This is a genomic window from Rhodococcus sp. IEGM 1330, assembly GCF_033142445.1.
Classification (GTDB): Bacteria; Actinomycetota; Actinomycetes; order Mycobacteriales; family Mycobacteriaceae; genus Rhodococcoides.
In genome coordinates this window covers 92,664-108,012 of record NZ_JAWLSB010000007.1, presented here as the reverse complement: position 1 = coordinate 108,012, position 15,349 = coordinate 92,664, and the positions used below count along the sequence as shown (strand labels likewise).

The following is a 15,349-nucleotide window of genomic DNA, read 5'->3' as shown; positions in this document are numbered from 1 at the left end:
GTCAGATCAACCGAGCCGGGAACGCGATGGTGTAGAGCTGGGTGAACAGGACGTTGACAGCAAAGAGCAGGATCACAGAACTGACCACCGCCGCGTTGACCGAGTTGGCCACCCCACCGGGTCCACCGCGAGTGGTCAATCCCTTGTCGCAGGCCACGATTGCCACGATCGCGCCGAAAACGACGGACTTGATCAAAGCGAGCACCAGATCTCCGATGGTGGCGAAGGCCGCGAAAGTGCCCAGATAGCTACCCGGTGTACCGGACTGAACGAAGACGTTGAACATGTAGCCGGTGATGAATCCGACGAAGCAGACGCTGCCGCAGAGCAACACACTGACCACCATCGCGGCGGCCAACCGTGGCACGACCAGTCGTTGCAGCGGCGAGATGGCCATGACTTTCATCGCGTCGATCTCGTCCCTGATCGTGCGAGAACCCAAGTCCGCGCACACCGCCGACCCGACCGCCCCGGCCATCAGCAGCGCGGTCACCAGCGGCGCGCCCTGACGGATGATGCCGAGGCCGTTCGCGGCACCGGCGAACGAGGTGGCACCGACCTGGCCGGCGATGGCACCGACCTGAACCGACACGATGACCCCGAACGGGATCGCGACCAGCAAGGTCGGGATGACCGATGTGGTTGCCATGAAGGCACATTGGCGGATGAATTCGGAGAAGCGGAACGTCCGGTGGACGATGTCCGAGGTCAGTGATCTCCCGGCCCTGACACCCATCCCCATCTGGCGGCCGAAAGTGGAGACCGCGACAACGGGGTGCTGCCGAAGGTAATTCGTGGCCATCCGGCCCATCGCGTTGGGCATCAGCGGTCGAACACCGCGCGAATCGGTTCGGCGGCAGGCACGGATTGGCACGCCAGCCGGACGCCCTGGTGAAGTTCGTGCTCGTCGAGCGTCTCGTTCGCGAGCATTGTCACGGTGCCGTCGGTGAGCGTGTAGGCGCATCCGCCGCAGGTTCCTTCGCGGCAGACGTAGGGCGCGTCGAGACCGAGTTCGAGGAGCCGATCGAGCAGCTTCGTGTCCGCGTTCCAGGCGAATTCGGTTGATATGCCTTCGATCTCGACCTGAGCGGTGACGGAGTTCGCATCCGGTTCGTGAGCAGCTGCGGTCGTGTCGTCCTGGAACGGGTTGGAATCGAAGGAGGAGAAGACCTCTCGATGTGTTCTGTGCGCCGTCGTGCCGGTGCGGGCGAGCCACTCCTCGGCGACGTTCATGTACTGCGGGGGACCGCACAGGAAGGCCTCGCAGTGGGCCGGAATTGCCGCGCCCATCGAGGCCAGTCCCGCAGCGGTGGGTAACCCCGAGTCCGAGGTGTACCAGTGGTGAACGTCGAGACGATCGGGAAAGCGAGACTGCAATTCGGTCAGTTGCTCCGCGAAGATCACCGAGCCGCGGTTCTGATTGGCATAGACGAGGGTGATTCGGTTGGTATGCCGCAACAGGGCGGTCTTGATGATCGACATCATCGGGGTGATGCCGCTGCCGGCGGCCATGAGTACGAAGTCGGCGTCCCAGTTCTCGGGACCGAACATGCCCGACGGCTTCAGCGCCTTGAGTCGCATCCCACGAACAGCGTTGTCGTGCAACCAGTGTGACGCGACTCCGTCCTGGATTCGCTTGATTGTCACCGTCGGGTACGGGTCACGTACCGGGGAGCTCGAGAACGAGTAACAGCGGGCAACCGAGCCGCCGTCGGTGCACGGAATCTCGAGGGTGAGAAATTGCCCGGGCTCGTACCGAAAGTGTGATTTCCGGTGCTCGGGAACCGCAAAGCAGAGGGAGATCGCATCCTCGGTTTCGTAGGTCACCTCGGCGATCTCCAACTCGAAGATTCTGTCCTCGTGACCGACGGCAGACGTATCGAGGTCTGCCGGTGCTGCGCTCCTGAACATCGTCACGTACTCCCTCCTTCTGGCTGTCTGTGTGTCGGTCGTCACTCTTGCACACTGGACCACTAATTAATAGGCCATTGACAAATGGCGAATAGCGGGCGAAGGTGACGAGGTGACTTCGACCACCAACCACAACTACCTGCCTCGCGGTGCCTTCGCGGCGGGTTCCCGGCGAACTCGGCTGGCTGCCTTGATGACTCGGCTGACTCTGCGTCCGATCACGAACCTGCTTCCGACGTCCCGCGGTGGCATAGAGTTCTCCCGACGCCTCGTCGCCACCTCGATGAACCTCTTCGGTCCCGTTCCGCAGGGAACGAGAGTGGACCTCGTTGCCGACGGCCCGGTGCGCGGGGAATGGGTACGAGCACCCGGCGTGGCACCGGGGCCACGCGTGATTCTCTACATCCACGGCAGTGCGTACGTCATCTGCTCGGCACGGACACATCGTGGCCTGACCGCGCGACTGTCCAGCTCGACCGGCCTGCCCGTGTTCACGGTCGACTACCGGCTGGCCCCGGAACACCCGTTTCCCGCCGCCGCCGACGACCTCGAAGCCGCCTACCGCTGGCTACTCGGCCAGGGGTACGACGCAGCGAACATCGTCATCGCCGGGGACTCCGCCGGTGGCCACCTCGCCGCCGACCTGCTCATCGAGAACGACCGGACCGGAACGCCGCAGCCCGGCGCGATGGTGTTGTTCTCGCCGCTGGTGGATCTCGACTTCGAGCTCTCGGCGCGGATGGAGCGCACTCGCAAGGATCCGATGATCTCGGCGAAGGGAGCGCGAGGACTCGTGGCGCTCTACACGGACGGTCACGACTCGAGCCTCCCGCGGTTACGGCTCGATCTCGCCCGCATGCGCGATCTGCCACCCACGCTGATCCAGGTGGGCGGAACCGAGATGCTGCGAGGCGATGCGCGGCACCTGCACGCGATGATCGAGGCGGCAGGCGGACGAAGCGAACTCGAGATCTGGCCCGATCAGATGCACGTGTTCCAAGCTCTCCCGCGGCTGATCCCCGAGGCCGCTCACGCGCTCGAGCATGCAGCCGAGTTCATCGCCCACGCACTCGACAACCAAGTAGTGCAACATGATTCGAAGGAACAGGTAGGTCGATGAGAAGCAAGACCGGAAAACCCTCGTACGGGTCGAGAGCGGTAGTGACCGGCGCAGGCAGCGGCATCGGCCGAGCCTTCGCCCTCGAACTGGCTCGTCGTGGAGGAGCCGTCATGTGCGCCGATATCTCGTTGCCGCGCGCGCAGGAGACGGTAGCGATGGTGAACGCCCTCGGCGGCATCGGATACGCCGTCGAGTGCGATGTGTCGGTACGCGAGAACGTCGAGGAACTGGCGCTTCGTGCCGGCATCGAATTCGACGGACCGACCACGGTGCTCATCAACAACGCAGGCGTCGGCATCGGCGGAAAGCCTGTCGGAGACATCGGTTTCGAGGACTGGAACTGGGCTCTGGGGATCAACCTGTGGGGCGTGATCCACGGCTGCGAGGTGTTCACGCCTGCGCTTCGGGCAGCCGGTGAGGGCGGAATCATCAACGTCGCCTCCGCCGCAGGCTTTGCCGCTGCGCCGTTGATGGGTCCCTACAACGTCGGTAAGGCCGCAGTGATGTCGCTGTCGGAAACGATGGCGGCGGAATTGTCGGGCACCGGTGTGCGCGTATCGGTTCTGTGCCCCACGTTCGTCAAGACCAACGTGGCCGTCGACGGCCGGATCACCGCGACTTCGTCACGGCTGGCCGAGTTCGCGATGCGCTGGACCGGACGCTCGCCGGACAAGATCGCTGCCCGAACCCTCGATGCTTTCGACAGGGGTCGGCTCTACGTCGTTCCCCAGTTCGACGCCAAGGCCGTCTGGCGATTCAAGAGACTGCTGCCCGCGGTGTACGTGCGCTTCCTCGGGCTGCTCAATCGCGTGTTGCCCGCCGAGCAGGAGCCGGCGAAGAACCAATCCCTTACCTCGACAACCACAGGAGCCTGACATGGCAATGGATTTCGAAGACATGTTGACCAAGATCAAGGACCGTCAGTGGGCGCTGGCCGATATCGACTGGGACGGGCCGGGGGCCGACACCATCAGCCCGGAACTGCACGCCAAGCTCAAGCCCTTCATGTCCGATCTGATGTGGATCGAGAACGTGGGGGCGCGAGGATTCGCGGCGATGGCGCTCAAGGCTCCGAACGAGACGCTGGCCGAGATCTATCGCTACTTCCACGCCGAAGAACAGAAGCACGCCAATGCCGAGCTCGCTCTCATGCGGCGTTGGGGCATGCTCGACGGTGACGAGATGCCCGAGCCCAACATCAACGTCAAGCTCGTCATCGACTGGCTCGACAAGCACTCGGACGGGCTGTCTCTGGCCGTGCTGGGAACCGTGATTCCCATGCTCGAGGTCGCGTTGGACGGTGCCTTGGTCAAGTTCATCATGGACGAGATCGACGACCCGGTATGTCAGGCCGTGTTCAAGAAGATCAACTCCGACGAATCACGCCATCTGGCAGTCGATTTCGCAGTGATCGAGCTGCTCGGGCATTCGCGGATGCGCAAGATTCTGGTCGACACCGTCGGTGCATGGATGAACCCGGCCCTCATCGTCGGCACGTTGCGGTACATCCCGCTGCTGAACAAGATGCGCGACAACATCGTCGAAATGGGCGTCGACGAGGAGCGCCTGTACACGGCGATGAAGCGGTTCAAGAGTGTCGGTCAGCGTAATCCCGTTGCGCTGCGCGTGCCGATGTATCGAATCGTGCAGTGGCACGGCAGCATCGTGATCAATCGCAAGCATCCCTACCATCGCCTTGCGGACGGACTGGTGAAATTGACTGGCCGGTACCCGGCCAAGACGCTCAATTCCGAGCCGACCTGGGCCAAGGAACTGACCTACGAGCCTGTCGCATGAGCGAGTTCGATGTGCGCGAAGACGTGCTCGATGCGGTGATCGTCGGTGCGGGGTTCGCCGGAATCGGTGCTGCTATCCGATTGCGCAACAAAGGTATCGAGAACTTCGTCATCCTCGAACGCGGTAGCGCCGTCGGCGGAACCTGGCGCGACAACACCTACCCGGGCGCGGCCTGCGACATCCCGTCGCGGTTGTACTCGTACAGTTTTGCGCCCAATCCGAACTGGTCGCACACCTACTCCGGTAGCGGTGAGATTCTCGACTACATCCACACGATGGTGGATGAGTTCGATATCGAGTCGCGTATTCGATTCGGGCACAATGTCGTCGACATCATCTGGAACGAGGCATCCGGGCATTGGCACCTGAGCATCGACGGGCGCGCCGATGTTCGGGCGCGCACGGTGGTGATGGCGTCGGGGCCGCTCGCCAATGCCAGCCTGCCGAACATTCGGGGCATCGACACCTACGAGGGGCACAAGATCCACAGTGCTCGGTGGGATCACGACTACGACTTCGAGGGTAAGAAGGTAGCCGTGGTCGGAACCGGGGCGAGTGCGGTGCAAATTGTTCCGGAACTGGTGAAAGTTGCCGATACGGTCAAGGTGTTCCAGCGCACGCCGGGTTGGACGCTGCCGAGAATGAACCGAAAGACACAGGGCGGCACCAAGCGTCGATACGCGCGGTACCCGCAGACTCAGACCCTGGCGCGTTCGCTGTGGTTCTGGGGCCACGAGTCCGTCGCACTCGGTGTCGTCTGGAAGACCCCGTTGACCCGAATCGTCGAACTGGTCGGACGCGCACATCTGCGGCGTCAGGTTCGCGATCCATGGCTGCGGCGTCAGCTGACACCCCGATTCCGGGCCGGCTGCAAGCGACTGCTGATGACCAGCGAGTACTACCCGGCATTGCAGAAACCGAACTGCACGCTGGTGACCTGGCCGATCGCAACGCTCTCGCCCAAGGGGATTCGGACCGTGGAAGGCGTCGAGCACCAGTTCGATGCCATCGTGTTCGCCACCGGATTCGACGTCTCCAACACCGGGACGCCCATACCGATCACCGGGCGCGACGGTCGTGTGCTGGCCGATGAGTGGAGCGCAGGGGCCAAGGCGTACAAGAGTATTGCTGTGTCGGGCTATCCGAACATGTACTTCACCTTCGGCCCGAACTCCGGGCCAGGGCACAGCTCTGCACTGGTGTACATGGAGGCCCAGATCGACTACCTCGTCGAGGCGATCTCCCTGGTTCTCGACGGCAATCTGCACAGCGCGGATGTGCGCCAGGACGTTCAGGATGCGTACAACGAGGAGATGCAGCGCAAGCTGGCCAAGACGACCTGGAATTCGGGTTGCAGCAGTTGGTATCTCACCGAAGACGGCTTCAATGCCACCATGTTCCCCGGTTTCGCGACCCAGTACGTCAACCAGCTCAGAGTCGTCGAGCAGGGCGATTTCAGGATGGTCCCGCGCCGCGTCGAACGGCCGCGGGAACCTCTACGGGCCGTCGCCCACTCCTGAACTCGAGAAAGAAGCAAATATGGGATTTCTGCCCAAGAACCCGGCCGACCTGATCGGACGGGCGGACAAGGCACTCGGCAACGTCGACGACGTGCTCGGCCGCGTCGATGGAACTCTCGACGAGGTGGCGGCAACCTTGGCGAAAGTGCAGGAAGTTCTCACCTTGCTCGACGCCAAGCTGGGTGCGCTCGACAAGGTGGATGCCATCGCCGACCAAGTGAACGCATTGCACGAGAGCACACTTCCGTCGCGATGAGGTTCAAAACCGGCTCCCCCTTCCGCCGCGTGGTCGACGTATATCCTGTGGGTCGACGCGCGGCGGAGGTAGGGAGCTCGGTGGAATATCGAATCGACGACTTGGCCCGAGAGGCCAGGACGACCACTCGCAACGTGCGGGCGTACCAAGAACGAGGCCTCCTTCCGCCGCCCACGCTCCGAGGCCGAGTCGGTATCTACGGTGACGATCACCTGACTCGGTTGAAGGTGATCGACTCGCTGCTCCAGCGGGGTTTCACCTCGGCGCACATCGCGGATTTCCTCTCGGGCTGGGAGCAGGGCAAGGACCTGGAAGAAATCCTGGGCCTGCAGGAAATCGTGACTCGCAAGTGGTCGTCGGCCGAGACCACGGTCATTCCCGTCGAATTGATTGCGCAGTTTCTCGGTGAGGACAACGACGACATCGTTGCCCGACTGATCGAGGCGAAACTGATCAGGATCGACGGGGATCAGGCCGAGATCCTCGACCCCACTCTTCTCGAGGTGTTCGTCGATCTGAGCCAGTACGGCTTCACATTGGACCAGTTGCTCGACCAGCACGAGCAGACCGCGTCGAAGATGAATGCCATCGCCGAGTCGATGGTGGGGAGCGTGACCGACCACTTGGTCGCGCAGCACGGTCCGGGTTGGCTCCCCAAGTCGGGGGAGGTTGCCGAGACCACCGAGATGTTCGAGAAGATGCGCAGCCTGGCGATGAAATCTGCGCAAGCAGAGCTGGCCCGCGCCCTCGATCGCGTCCAGGAACAGGCGCTGGGTGACTACCTGTCGCAGACACTGGCCAGGCAGAACGACCAGTAGCGGTTTGAAGACTGCGACAATCGGACATACCTGCCTCCCGACAGCCGAACGGCGGCTGACCGCCTAAGGGGGCACCATGAGATTCGTGACATTGATCCTTCTCGTCTGGCTGATAGTCGGCGCATTCGCGTCGTACCAGCGTGGAGACTTCGAGAGCGCACCCGAGAATTGCGCAGGCGCGGGCACCATCGCCCTCACCGTCGTCGCAGGACCGCTCAACTACTTCGGCATCAACCCCGAGGTCACCGACTGCAACGTCACCGTGCCTCAGCCGAGCGAGTGATCTGAGTCGCTGATCGCGCGCCCGCGGTGCACCTTCCCTAACCTGGTGAGGTGTTCCGCAGACGGTTGCTGCTGTTTCTCGCCTTCGCGATCCCTGTTGTCCTGGTGTCTGCGATCGGTGTCGGCGGCTACGTCGCGTTCACCAAGGCTCGCGTCGATCCGCTGACCACGGCCGACGCCATCGTCGTACTGGGCGGCGAACACGACGGCCGCGAGGCCTACGGAATCTCGCTCGCCGAGCAGGGTCTGGCGAAGACGGTGGTGCTCTCCGATCCCTACGGGTCCGGTGACTCGACGATGAAGAAGGCGTGCGCCACATCCTCGGAGAAGTTCGAGGTGCTGTGCATTCCGCCGGTGCCGTCGACCACACGCGGAGAGGCGATCTTCACCCAGGAACTCGCCCGCGAACGCGGGTGGAACCACGTCATCGTCGTCACGTGGCGCTACCACCTACCTCGCGCCCGCTACATATTCGACCAGTGCTTCGACGGCACCGTCACCATGCGTCCGACGCCACGCGCCTACGATTTCTCCCTCGTCGAGTGGGAGTTCACGTATCTCTACCAAATTGCTGGGTTCGTCAAAGCCGGCGTGCAGGGGTCGTGCGAGGACTCGACGAGCGACTGACGGATCCGAGTCAGAGAATCTTGTGATAGAGCGTGATGCCGGACTTCCACGCCAGGAATCCGAACATCACCGCGGCGACACCGCCCACCATATTCGCAGCGAAGAACGTTGCAGCGCTGCGATACTGCAGGTTCCGAGTGAGCCGAAGCGTAGCCAGCACCACCGTGGCCATCGGAGCCACCGAGGCCAGAAATCCGATGGCAACGAGCGAACGAAACCGGTCCGGTGGATCCAGAGCGAACACCAATCCCAACGCCGCACACGCCACCAGATTGAGCGCGGACACCCGTCGCCGAGACCTGATCGCATGCGAGAACACGAACTGCCCGAGCGCAGCGAGCCCGCCTCCGGCGGCCACCAGGAGCATGGTCGTCATCGAGCGCTGCTCGGTTTGGTGATCGCCGCGCCGAGTGCCATGGCAATCAACGCGATTATCGGCGTTCCCACCAGATACACCACCGAATTCCATGCACCGCGATGCGTCACGGCCTGGAACGCGTACAGGCTGAACGTGGTGAAGCCGCACGCCAGCCCGAACACTCCTGCACGGGCAACCGGAGCCGGTCGGCCCCACAGATACCCCAACGCGGCACCGACGACGAGACATCCGAACACGTTGACGCCGAACGTGCTCATCAGCAGCCACCTGGGCGACGCCCGCCATGTCCATACCTCGTACCTCAACGCCGCACCGACAGCGCCGCCGACCGTGACCGCGACATATTCGCCGACCGAACGACAACGGTCCGCTTGCTGCAGTCCCTCGATCACCGAAGCGAGCCTAGTGGGAGTCGAGCAACTCGGCCGAGTGGAAGAAGGTCGGCCAGGGTGGGCCGGGGTAAAGTCGGCGTGTGACTGTGGACGACACGGGCCTCGGGCCCCAGCACTTCGATGTGATTGTGGAATGGCGTGATCAGGACGTGGTTCTGGCGGTGTCCGGTGAACTGGATCTGGTGACTGCTCCTGATCTGTCCGAGTCGGTTGCTCTCGTGCTCGAGAAATCGCCGACGGCTGTGGTGATCGACCTCAGTGATGTGGGATTTCTCGCCTCCGCCGGCATGTCTCTGTTGGCGTCGACGCATCAGCAACTCGGCGGCGACGCCGGGTTTGCGGTGGTCGCGGATGGTCCGGCCACCGGCCGTCCACTCACTCTCGTCGGTTTGGACGAGGTGTTCGGAATCTATGCAACGGTCGACGAAGCATTCGTTGCACTTCGTAAGGGTAGATCCTGAACTTTTGGGTAGACGGGATTCATGATGGCGACTCTCTTCGGAGGTGACGACTCACGTACCGACAGTTCGATCTCGACGGCAGGTGCGCGAATGGAAGAACTGCTGTTCACCGGCGAACCTGCCGATGCGGATCGAGCGTCGGAGCTTCGTCGTGAGCTCGGTGACTGGTTGGGCAATGTGGGTGTCGACCCCGATCGTGCGTACGACGTGGTGTTGGCCACGTACGAGGCGATAGCGAACAGTGTCGAGCACGCGTATCGAGACCACACCGATCGCGGAACACTCGACATTCGGGTCTCGTGTGCGGCGGGGGGGCGAATAGAAGTGAAGGTGACCGATCGCGGGGACTGGGCATCGCACAACTCCGATCCCAACCGCGGGCGAGGTGTGCCGCTCATGCGGGCGCTGGCCGACAGTGCCGCCGTCACCTCGGACCAGAACGGTACGACCGTGCACATGATCTGGGACGCGATCTAGAGCAACCGTCCTGAGCTCCATGTCCGGCACACTGGTGCCATGGTCGACGTGCAGATCGCTACAGCAGAGAAGAAGAAGATAACAGTCCCGAATCTGCGTGTGCTGTGGCAGTTCGTCCGGCCGCACCGTCGGACCCTTTCGCTGGGCCTGACACTCGGTCTGATCGGCACCGGAGCAGCTCTGGCGACGCCGATGGTGGCCAAAGGAGTGCTCGACGGCCTCGGCACCGACGCATCCCTGATTCAGCCGGTGCTGATCCTGGTAGGTCTGCTCGTGGTGGGTTCGCTGGTTCTGTATCTGCAATGGATCGTGTTGGGGGTCCTGGCCGAACGCGTGGTCCTGGACGCCCGTAAATCCATCGTGCGCAAGTACTTCGGTGCCACGGTGGGCAGTCTGGGCACTCGGCCCACCGGAGAACTCGTCACCCGGGTCACCTCCGACACCGTTCTGCTGCGCGAGGCCACGTCGAATGCGTTGGTGGCCATAGTCAACAGTGTGGTCGGCCTCGTCGGCGCACTGATTCTCATGGCCGTACTCGATCTGGTACTGCTCGGCGCGATCGCCTCGGCCATCATTGCGATCGCGGTGTTGTTCGCGCGCCTGATGCCGCCGATCGCCGTCGCGCAGCGGCAATCCCAGGAAGCGGTCGGCCGCCTCGGCGGAATTCTCGACGGCACTCTGCGGGCGATTCGTACCGTCAAGTCCAGCAGGGCCGAGGCCCGCGAATCGGAGCGAGTCATCTCCGAGGCGCGAATCTCCGCCCAGCACAGCGTCAGGGCGGTCAAGATCTCCGCGTTGGCATGGACCTTCGCCGGAGGCGGAGTGCAGTTGGCGATCATCGGAATCCTCGGTCTCGGCGGCTATCGCGTCAGTACCGGGGCATTGGCCGTGTCCAGCCTGATCGCGTTTCTGCTGTACGCATTCCAGGTGATGGGCCCGGTGTCCACACTGGCCACGAACATCACCGCACTGCAGGCCGGAATGGCCGCGGCTGCCCGTATTCGCCAGATCGACGACCTGGTCACCGAAAAGGGTGAGACGGGTTCCACGCGGTCGGAGAAGACCGAAGCGCCCGCTCCGGCTCTCGAATTCCGCAGCGTCACAGCCCGGTACGCACCGGGTAGGGAGCCGGCCGTGCGCAGTATGGACCTCGAGGTGCCTGCGCGTGGACACACCGCGATCGTCGGACCGTCGGGAGCGGGCAAGACCAGCGTCTTCTCGTTGATCCTGCGCTTCCTGACGCCCGAGGCCGGCGAGATCAGGCTCGGCGGAACCCCGTACGACGAGCTGACCATCGACGAGGTTCGAGCCCGGTTGTCCTACGTGGAGCAGGAGACGCCGGTGCTTCCCGGCTCGATCCGCGAGAATCTACTGTTCAGCCATCCCGAGGCCAGCGAAGCCGACATCTGGGCGGCGCTCGAGTCGGTGCATCTGGACTCGGCGATCCGCGCGCTGGACGAAGGACTGGACACCGACCTGATCGGATCGACCGTCTCCGGTGGACAGCGTCAACGAATTGCGTTGGCCAGGGCCATCGTTCGTCGTCCGGAAATTCTTCTGCTCGACGAGGCAACCGCTCAGGTCGACGGCCGCACCGAGGCGGCAATCCACGAGGTGATTCGATCGATCGCGACCGACTCCGCCGTCGTGACCATCGCGCACAGGTTGTCCACCGTGCTCGACGCCGACACGATTCTCGTGATGGAGGACGGAGTGGTCCGCGCCAGGGGCACGCACGAGGAGCTCATGAACACCGACTCGCTCTACCGAGAACTGGTGGCCGCGTTGCGAATCGGTGACAACACGGCGCTGACGAAGCCCGGCTGACACCACCCGGCCGGCACCTAGGGCCCGGAGTCGGATTCGGGTTCCGTGGTGCTGCTTTCGCTGTCCGAATCGTCCGCGGAGGTGGTGGTGGTGGTCGTCCGGTCCGAGGACGGGGTTCGGCGCGGACTTCGCGTCGTGGTCTCGGGCCGATCCGGAGTTGTCGTCGTGGGGCGAGCGGTGGTGGGTACTGCGACCTGCCAGGTGGGCGACGGCGGGACGATGACGATCGTCGAGCTCGGCGTCGTCTCGACCGAACTCAGGCTGTCCGACTGCAGAGCGGGCGGACGAACGGTCTGGCTCGTGTCGTCGAACGCGCCACCGAGAGCGCCGATGGTCAAGCCCACTGCCACTGCCAGTCCGGCGCTCGCCACTGCTGCCGACGCGATGACCTTGTCGCGCATGCACAGACCCTAACGCCGTGGCCGGACCCGGATGGTCGGCAATGATGCGAGAACGTTACCTCAGCGAGCGGCGCGGTGAGAGATCGACGTTCACTGCGTCGACAACCGCAGAACATGGGGGAGCGTCTCCGCGATCAACTCCCCGGCCTGCTCGTACACCGAGTGATCGCGCCGATATGGATCGCCGATGTCGAGTGTGTCGACGCGGTGCACCGCGCGTGCGTCGGCCAGGGTCGCAATGGAGTGCGCGCCCGACGCGGCGGCGAGACCGGCCGCCTCGAGCAGCGTGAAGGTGCGACGCATCTGCCGCGGTGCAAGTGCCAGGACGGCGTCGCGATGTGCCGCCGTCATCGTCAGAACTAGGTCGGCGTCGGCAGCGATCGCAGGCGTGAGGCGTCGAGCAACGAAACCGTCCGGGTCACCGCCGAGCTGCGTCAGCACCGTCGCAGCCGTCGGATCCATGGCGTGTCCGGTCAAGCCCTGCGTTCCGGCGCTGCTCGCGGTCAGCTCGAAGCCACCCTCTCGCGCGAATGCGGCCGCAAGTCGCTCGGCTGTGGGCGATCGGCAGATGTTCCCGGTGCAGACGAACAGAACGCGCATGGCCGCAACTCTAGTGCTGTGGTCGGGTGCTGCACTGTGCACCGCGGGACGCGCTACAGTGAGCCATTGGCAGGGGGATCGAGACTCGTTCGTGACAAAAGAGTCTCGGCGTGTGTTCACGGGGGAGTCGACCGAAGGCGGGTAATGACCGAAGTTCTCGGTGTGTCGGTTGGGGCCAGTGCAGTGCGCATGGCTCGTCCCGACGCGCGCCCTCAGGATTCGGGTCGCCTCGATTTCCACCACGACACCGTCGACGCCTACTGGGACCGCGCGGAGGAATTGGCCGCCGAATCGATCGGCGTCGTGCTCTCGCAGCCGGGCGACGGCGGACCGGTGCAAGCGACAGGCGTCGCATATCGGGACCAGCAGCAGTTCGGCGAGATTCAGCAGGCGATGGCCAGTCAGCGGCTCTACAACTACCGACTGGTTCCCGAGGCGCGAGCAGCGTTGCAGTATCTCGAGGCATCGGGCGAGTTGGGACATTTCGGCACCATCGCTCTCTACGATCTCGGCAGCTCCGGATTGACGATCAGCGTGATCGACCGCGGTACCGGGCAGGTTCTGCTCGCCGAGCGCACCATCGACATCAGCGGCGACGACTTCGATCGGCTCATCTCGGACAATCAGCTGGCCAAGCAGGGCGTCGACATTGCCGACAACCAGGAACTGAGCGAGTTCACCGCGCGGTGCCGCGTGGCCAAGGAGCAGCTGTCGACCAGCGGCGCGGTGTGCCTGCCCGGTGACGGCGGCGTGATCCTGATCTCGCGCGAGGCGTTCGAGTCTCTGGTGACCGTTCCGATCGAGTACTCGGCGCGGTTGGTGCGTGACGTGATCGGTCGTTCACCCAAGCACGTCGACGCTCTCTTCCTCATCGGCGGTGGGGCCCGCATTCCGCTGGTGGAATCGATTCTCGGTGCGTGGATCGGCCTCCCCGTCGTAACCCCGGCGAACCCGGAATCGGTGGCCGCACGCGGCGCGGCGCTGCTCGCGACTCCGGTGGCCGATGCACCGCGTCAACCGAGCCCGCAGCCGGGCGTTGGGCAGTCTCCGTCCGATCCCGCATCGTTGACCGGGGCTCCGGACTGGTTGAGTCCCGAACCCGCGGGAGACAAGCCGGTGGACTCCAAGCGCAAGGTGCGCGGCGCGGTGCTCGTGGCAGGTGGCCTCGTTGCCGTCGCTGCACTCGGGTTGTCCCTCGGATACGGCGGCAGCTCCACGGAACCGACGAGTGCACCGGCCGAGACGAGCGCACCTGCCACCGCAGAGCCCACGACGCCGAGGACGAGCGCGCCGCCCACCACCGCGCCGCCGACCACCACCGCGGCGCCGACCACCGAGGCCGCTCAGGCCCCGGCTCGCACCTACTCCGAGCCGGAATACGTGCCGCCCGTTGTTCCCGCGCCTGCGCCAGCCCCGCCCCCGCTGATCCCCGGCCTGCCGCAGATTCAGCTGCCGCAGATTCAGCTGCCCGCGCCACCGGTGATCGAGTTGCCACGCTTCTAGCCGGCGTTTGCGGCCGTCCCGTTCAGGGCAGCTGCAACTCCGCGAGAACCGCCAGGTGATCGCTGTCCGGGATTGCCAAGGGCTCGACCGACCGGGCGCGGACGTTCTCACTTGTCACCACATGGTCCAAGCGCGCGAGCGGACGCTCCGACGGGAACGTCCGGAACAGGCCCGCGCCGGCCCCGTCTGCCGCGTCGGAGAACGGGGACGACACCACTGTGCGGAACTGCCGGTGGTCGTTGGTGGCGTTGAAATCGCCCGCGACGAGCACGGTGCCCTGGTAGGTCTTCATGATCGACCGCATCCGGGCCAGGTCGGCGTCCCACTCGGTGGTGTGACGCGGCGTGGCCGGCGACATCGCGTGGAACGAGACGACGGTCAGATCCTGCCCGTCGACGGTGGTTTTCGCCTGGACCGGTACGAATCCGAAGTTGTCGAGGCGGGTGCCGTCGGTCAGCGGGGTGCGGCTCCACAGCCCGGTGCCATCGGCCACCGGGAGTGCCGCGGTGAAGGAGAACGGCAGCAGGTCGTCGATGCCCGCGGCCTGTAGATCGGTCACTTCCTCCGGAGTCAGTTCCTGGACCGCGAGAATGTCGACGTCGTTGGTGCGCACCGCGTCGACGATGGACGCGGCGTCCGCGTCGCCGTGCGCGACGTTGATCGTCAGGACCGACAGTTCCGGGCCGGTGTTGTCGGGGCCGTCGGCGAGGAACATCGGCACCTGAACGCCGGCGACGGCGACGGTGACCAGTACTGCGACGGCCGATCCGATGCGCGAGCGTGCTGCGGCGAACAGGAGCACTGCGATCATCGAGGCAACGCCGAGGTACGGAGCCCCGACCACGAACGCAACAAACGTGATCTCAGTCACACCTATCTGGCGAACGAGGAACATTCCGAATGCGGCTGCGAGCAGAGCCCAGCCAATGACCAGCGCTGCGCTGGATGCGAATCGGCGCATCGCGCTCGTGCCTCCTA

General features: G+C 64.3%; 19 protein-coding genes. 12 read left to right on the top strand and 7 right to left on the bottom strand.

The window, feature by feature from the left end:
- Window position 1: 1 nt before the first annotated feature.
- Window positions 2–823: an MlaE family ABC transporter permease gene (locus R4P57_RS17365; protein WP_411742387.1), complete on the bottom strand. Its 822-nt coding sequence runs from the start codon at window positions 821–823 to the stop codon at window positions 2–4.
- Entirely contained in the window at window positions 823–1,911 is a 1,089-nt protein-coding gene (locus R4P57_RS17360) for a ferredoxin--NADP reductase (protein ID WP_317804241.1), read from the bottom strand. Before R4P57_RS17360 ends, R4P57_RS17365 begins: the two co-directional genes overlap by 1 nt.
- A 112-nt stretch (window positions 1,912–2,023) precedes the next feature.
- On the opposite strand from R4P57_RS17360, the gene R4P57_RS17355 reads away from it, so the two are divergent.
- From R4P57_RS17355 to R4P57_RS17320, 8 genes are all read left to right on the top strand, one after another.
- Entirely contained in the window at window positions 2,024–3,031 is a 1,008-nt protein-coding gene (locus R4P57_RS17355) for an alpha/beta hydrolase (RefSeq protein ID WP_317804051.1), read from the top strand.
- A complete protein-coding gene (locus R4P57_RS17350; RefSeq protein ID WP_317804050.1) occupies window positions 3,028–3,906 on the top strand; it encodes an SDR family NAD(P)-dependent oxidoreductase in 879 nt (292 codons plus the stop codon). Before R4P57_RS17355 ends, R4P57_RS17350 begins: the two co-directional genes overlap by 4 nt.
- 1 nt (window position 3,907) lies before the next feature.
- The gene (locus R4P57_RS17345; RefSeq protein ID WP_317804049.1) at window positions 3,908–4,828 is read left to right on the top strand and encodes a ferritin-like domain-containing protein; all 921 of its coding nucleotides are present in this window, start codon (window positions 3,908–3,910) and stop codon (window positions 4,826–4,828) included.
- Entirely contained in the window at window positions 4,825–6,348 is a 1,524-nt protein-coding gene (locus R4P57_RS17340; RefSeq protein ID WP_317804048.1) for an NAD(P)/FAD-dependent oxidoreductase, read from the top strand. The genes R4P57_RS17345 and R4P57_RS17340 overlap by 4 nt, the downstream gene beginning before the upstream one ends.
- 19 nt (window positions 6,349–6,367) lie before the next feature.
- Window positions 6,368–6,604, top strand: a complete 237-nt coding sequence (locus R4P57_RS17335; RefSeq protein ID WP_317804047.1) for a hypothetical protein — start codon at window positions 6,368–6,370, stop codon at window positions 6,602–6,604.
- 80 nt (window positions 6,605–6,684) lie between these two features.
- Window positions 6,685–7,422, top strand: a complete 738-nt coding sequence (locus R4P57_RS17330) for a MerR family transcriptional regulator (protein ID WP_317804046.1) — start codon at window positions 6,685–6,687, stop codon at window positions 7,420–7,422.
- A 76-nt stretch (window positions 7,423–7,498) separates the two neighbouring features.
- Window positions 7,499–7,705, top strand: a complete 207-nt coding sequence (locus tag R4P57_RS17325; protein WP_317804045.1) for a hypothetical protein — start codon at window positions 7,499–7,501, stop codon at window positions 7,703–7,705.
- A 50-nt stretch (window positions 7,706–7,755) separates the two neighbouring features.
- A complete protein-coding gene (locus R4P57_RS17320) occupies window positions 7,756–8,331 on the top strand; it encodes a YdcF family protein (RefSeq protein ID WP_317804044.1) in 576 nt (191 codons plus the stop codon).
- A gap of 10 nt (window positions 8,332–8,341) precedes the next feature.
- Here R4P57_RS17320 and R4P57_RS17315 read toward each other — a convergent pair whose 3' ends face one another.
- Both R4P57_RS17315 and R4P57_RS17310 read right to left on the bottom strand, forming a co-directional pair.
- A complete protein-coding gene (locus tag R4P57_RS17315; protein ID WP_317804043.1) occupies window positions 8,342–8,707 on the bottom strand; it encodes a CrcB family protein in 366 nt (121 codons plus the stop codon).
- Entirely contained in the window at window positions 8,704–9,102 is a 399-nt protein-coding gene (locus R4P57_RS17310) for a CrcB family protein (protein ID WP_317804042.1), read from the bottom strand. Before R4P57_RS17310 ends, R4P57_RS17315 begins: the two co-directional genes overlap by 4 nt.
- 125 nt (window positions 9,103–9,227) lie before the next feature.
- Between R4P57_RS17310 and R4P57_RS17305 the strand changes: the two genes are divergently transcribed.
- Genes R4P57_RS17305 through R4P57_RS17295 form a run of 3 tightly spaced genes read left to right on the top strand, consistent with a single transcriptional unit; the run spans window position 9,228 to window position 11,867 of the window.
- Complete coding sequence (locus R4P57_RS17305; protein ID WP_411742389.1) at window positions 9,228–9,563, top strand: STAS domain-containing protein; 336 nt, start codon at window positions 9,228–9,230, stop codon at window positions 9,561–9,563.
- A 21-nt stretch (window positions 9,564–9,584) separates the two neighbouring features.
- Window positions 9,585–10,040: an ATP-binding protein gene (locus R4P57_RS17300; protein WP_317804041.1), complete on the top strand. Its 456-nt coding sequence runs from the start codon at window positions 9,585–9,587 to the stop codon at window positions 10,038–10,040.
- A 39-nt stretch (window positions 10,041–10,079) separates the two neighbouring features.
- Window positions 10,080–11,867 carry an ABC transporter ATP-binding protein gene (locus R4P57_RS17295; RefSeq protein ID WP_317804040.1) on the top strand — a complete coding sequence of 596 codons (1,788 nt, stop codon included), beginning with the start codon at window positions 10,080–10,082 and terminating at the stop codon, window positions 11,865–11,867.
- Between the two features lie 17 nt (window positions 11,868–11,884).
- Here R4P57_RS17295 and R4P57_RS17290 read toward each other — a convergent pair whose 3' ends face one another.
- Together R4P57_RS17290 and R4P57_RS17285 are read right to left on the bottom strand one after the other, a co-directional pair.
- Window positions 11,885–12,268, bottom strand: coding sequence for a hypothetical protein (locus tag R4P57_RS17290; RefSeq protein ID WP_317804039.1), 384 nt, complete (start codon window positions 12,266–12,268; stop codon window positions 11,885–11,887).
- 90 nt (window positions 12,269–12,358) lie between these two features.
- Window positions 12,359–12,868 (bottom strand): low molecular weight phosphatase family protein, encoded by a 510-nt coding sequence (locus tag R4P57_RS17285; protein ID WP_121872710.1) that lies wholly within the window; start codon window positions 12,866–12,868, stop codon window positions 12,359–12,361.
- A 144-nt stretch (window positions 12,869–13,012) separates the two neighbouring features.
- Here R4P57_RS17285 and R4P57_RS17280 point away from each other — a divergent pair, with 144 nt between their 5' ends.
- On the top strand, window positions 13,013–14,371 hold the full coding sequence (locus tag R4P57_RS17280) for an Hsp70 family protein (RefSeq protein ID WP_317804038.1): 1,359 nt from the start codon (window positions 13,013–13,015) through the stop codon (window positions 14,369–14,371).
- A gap of 22 nt (window positions 14,372–14,393) precedes the next feature.
- Here the strand turns inward: R4P57_RS17280 and R4P57_RS17275 are convergent, their stop codons facing one another.
- Window positions 14,394–15,332, bottom strand: coding sequence for an endonuclease/exonuclease/phosphatase family protein (locus R4P57_RS17275; RefSeq protein WP_317804037.1), 939 nt, complete (start codon window positions 15,330–15,332; stop codon window positions 14,394–14,396).
- Between the last annotated feature and the right edge of the window lie 17 nt (window positions 15,333–15,349).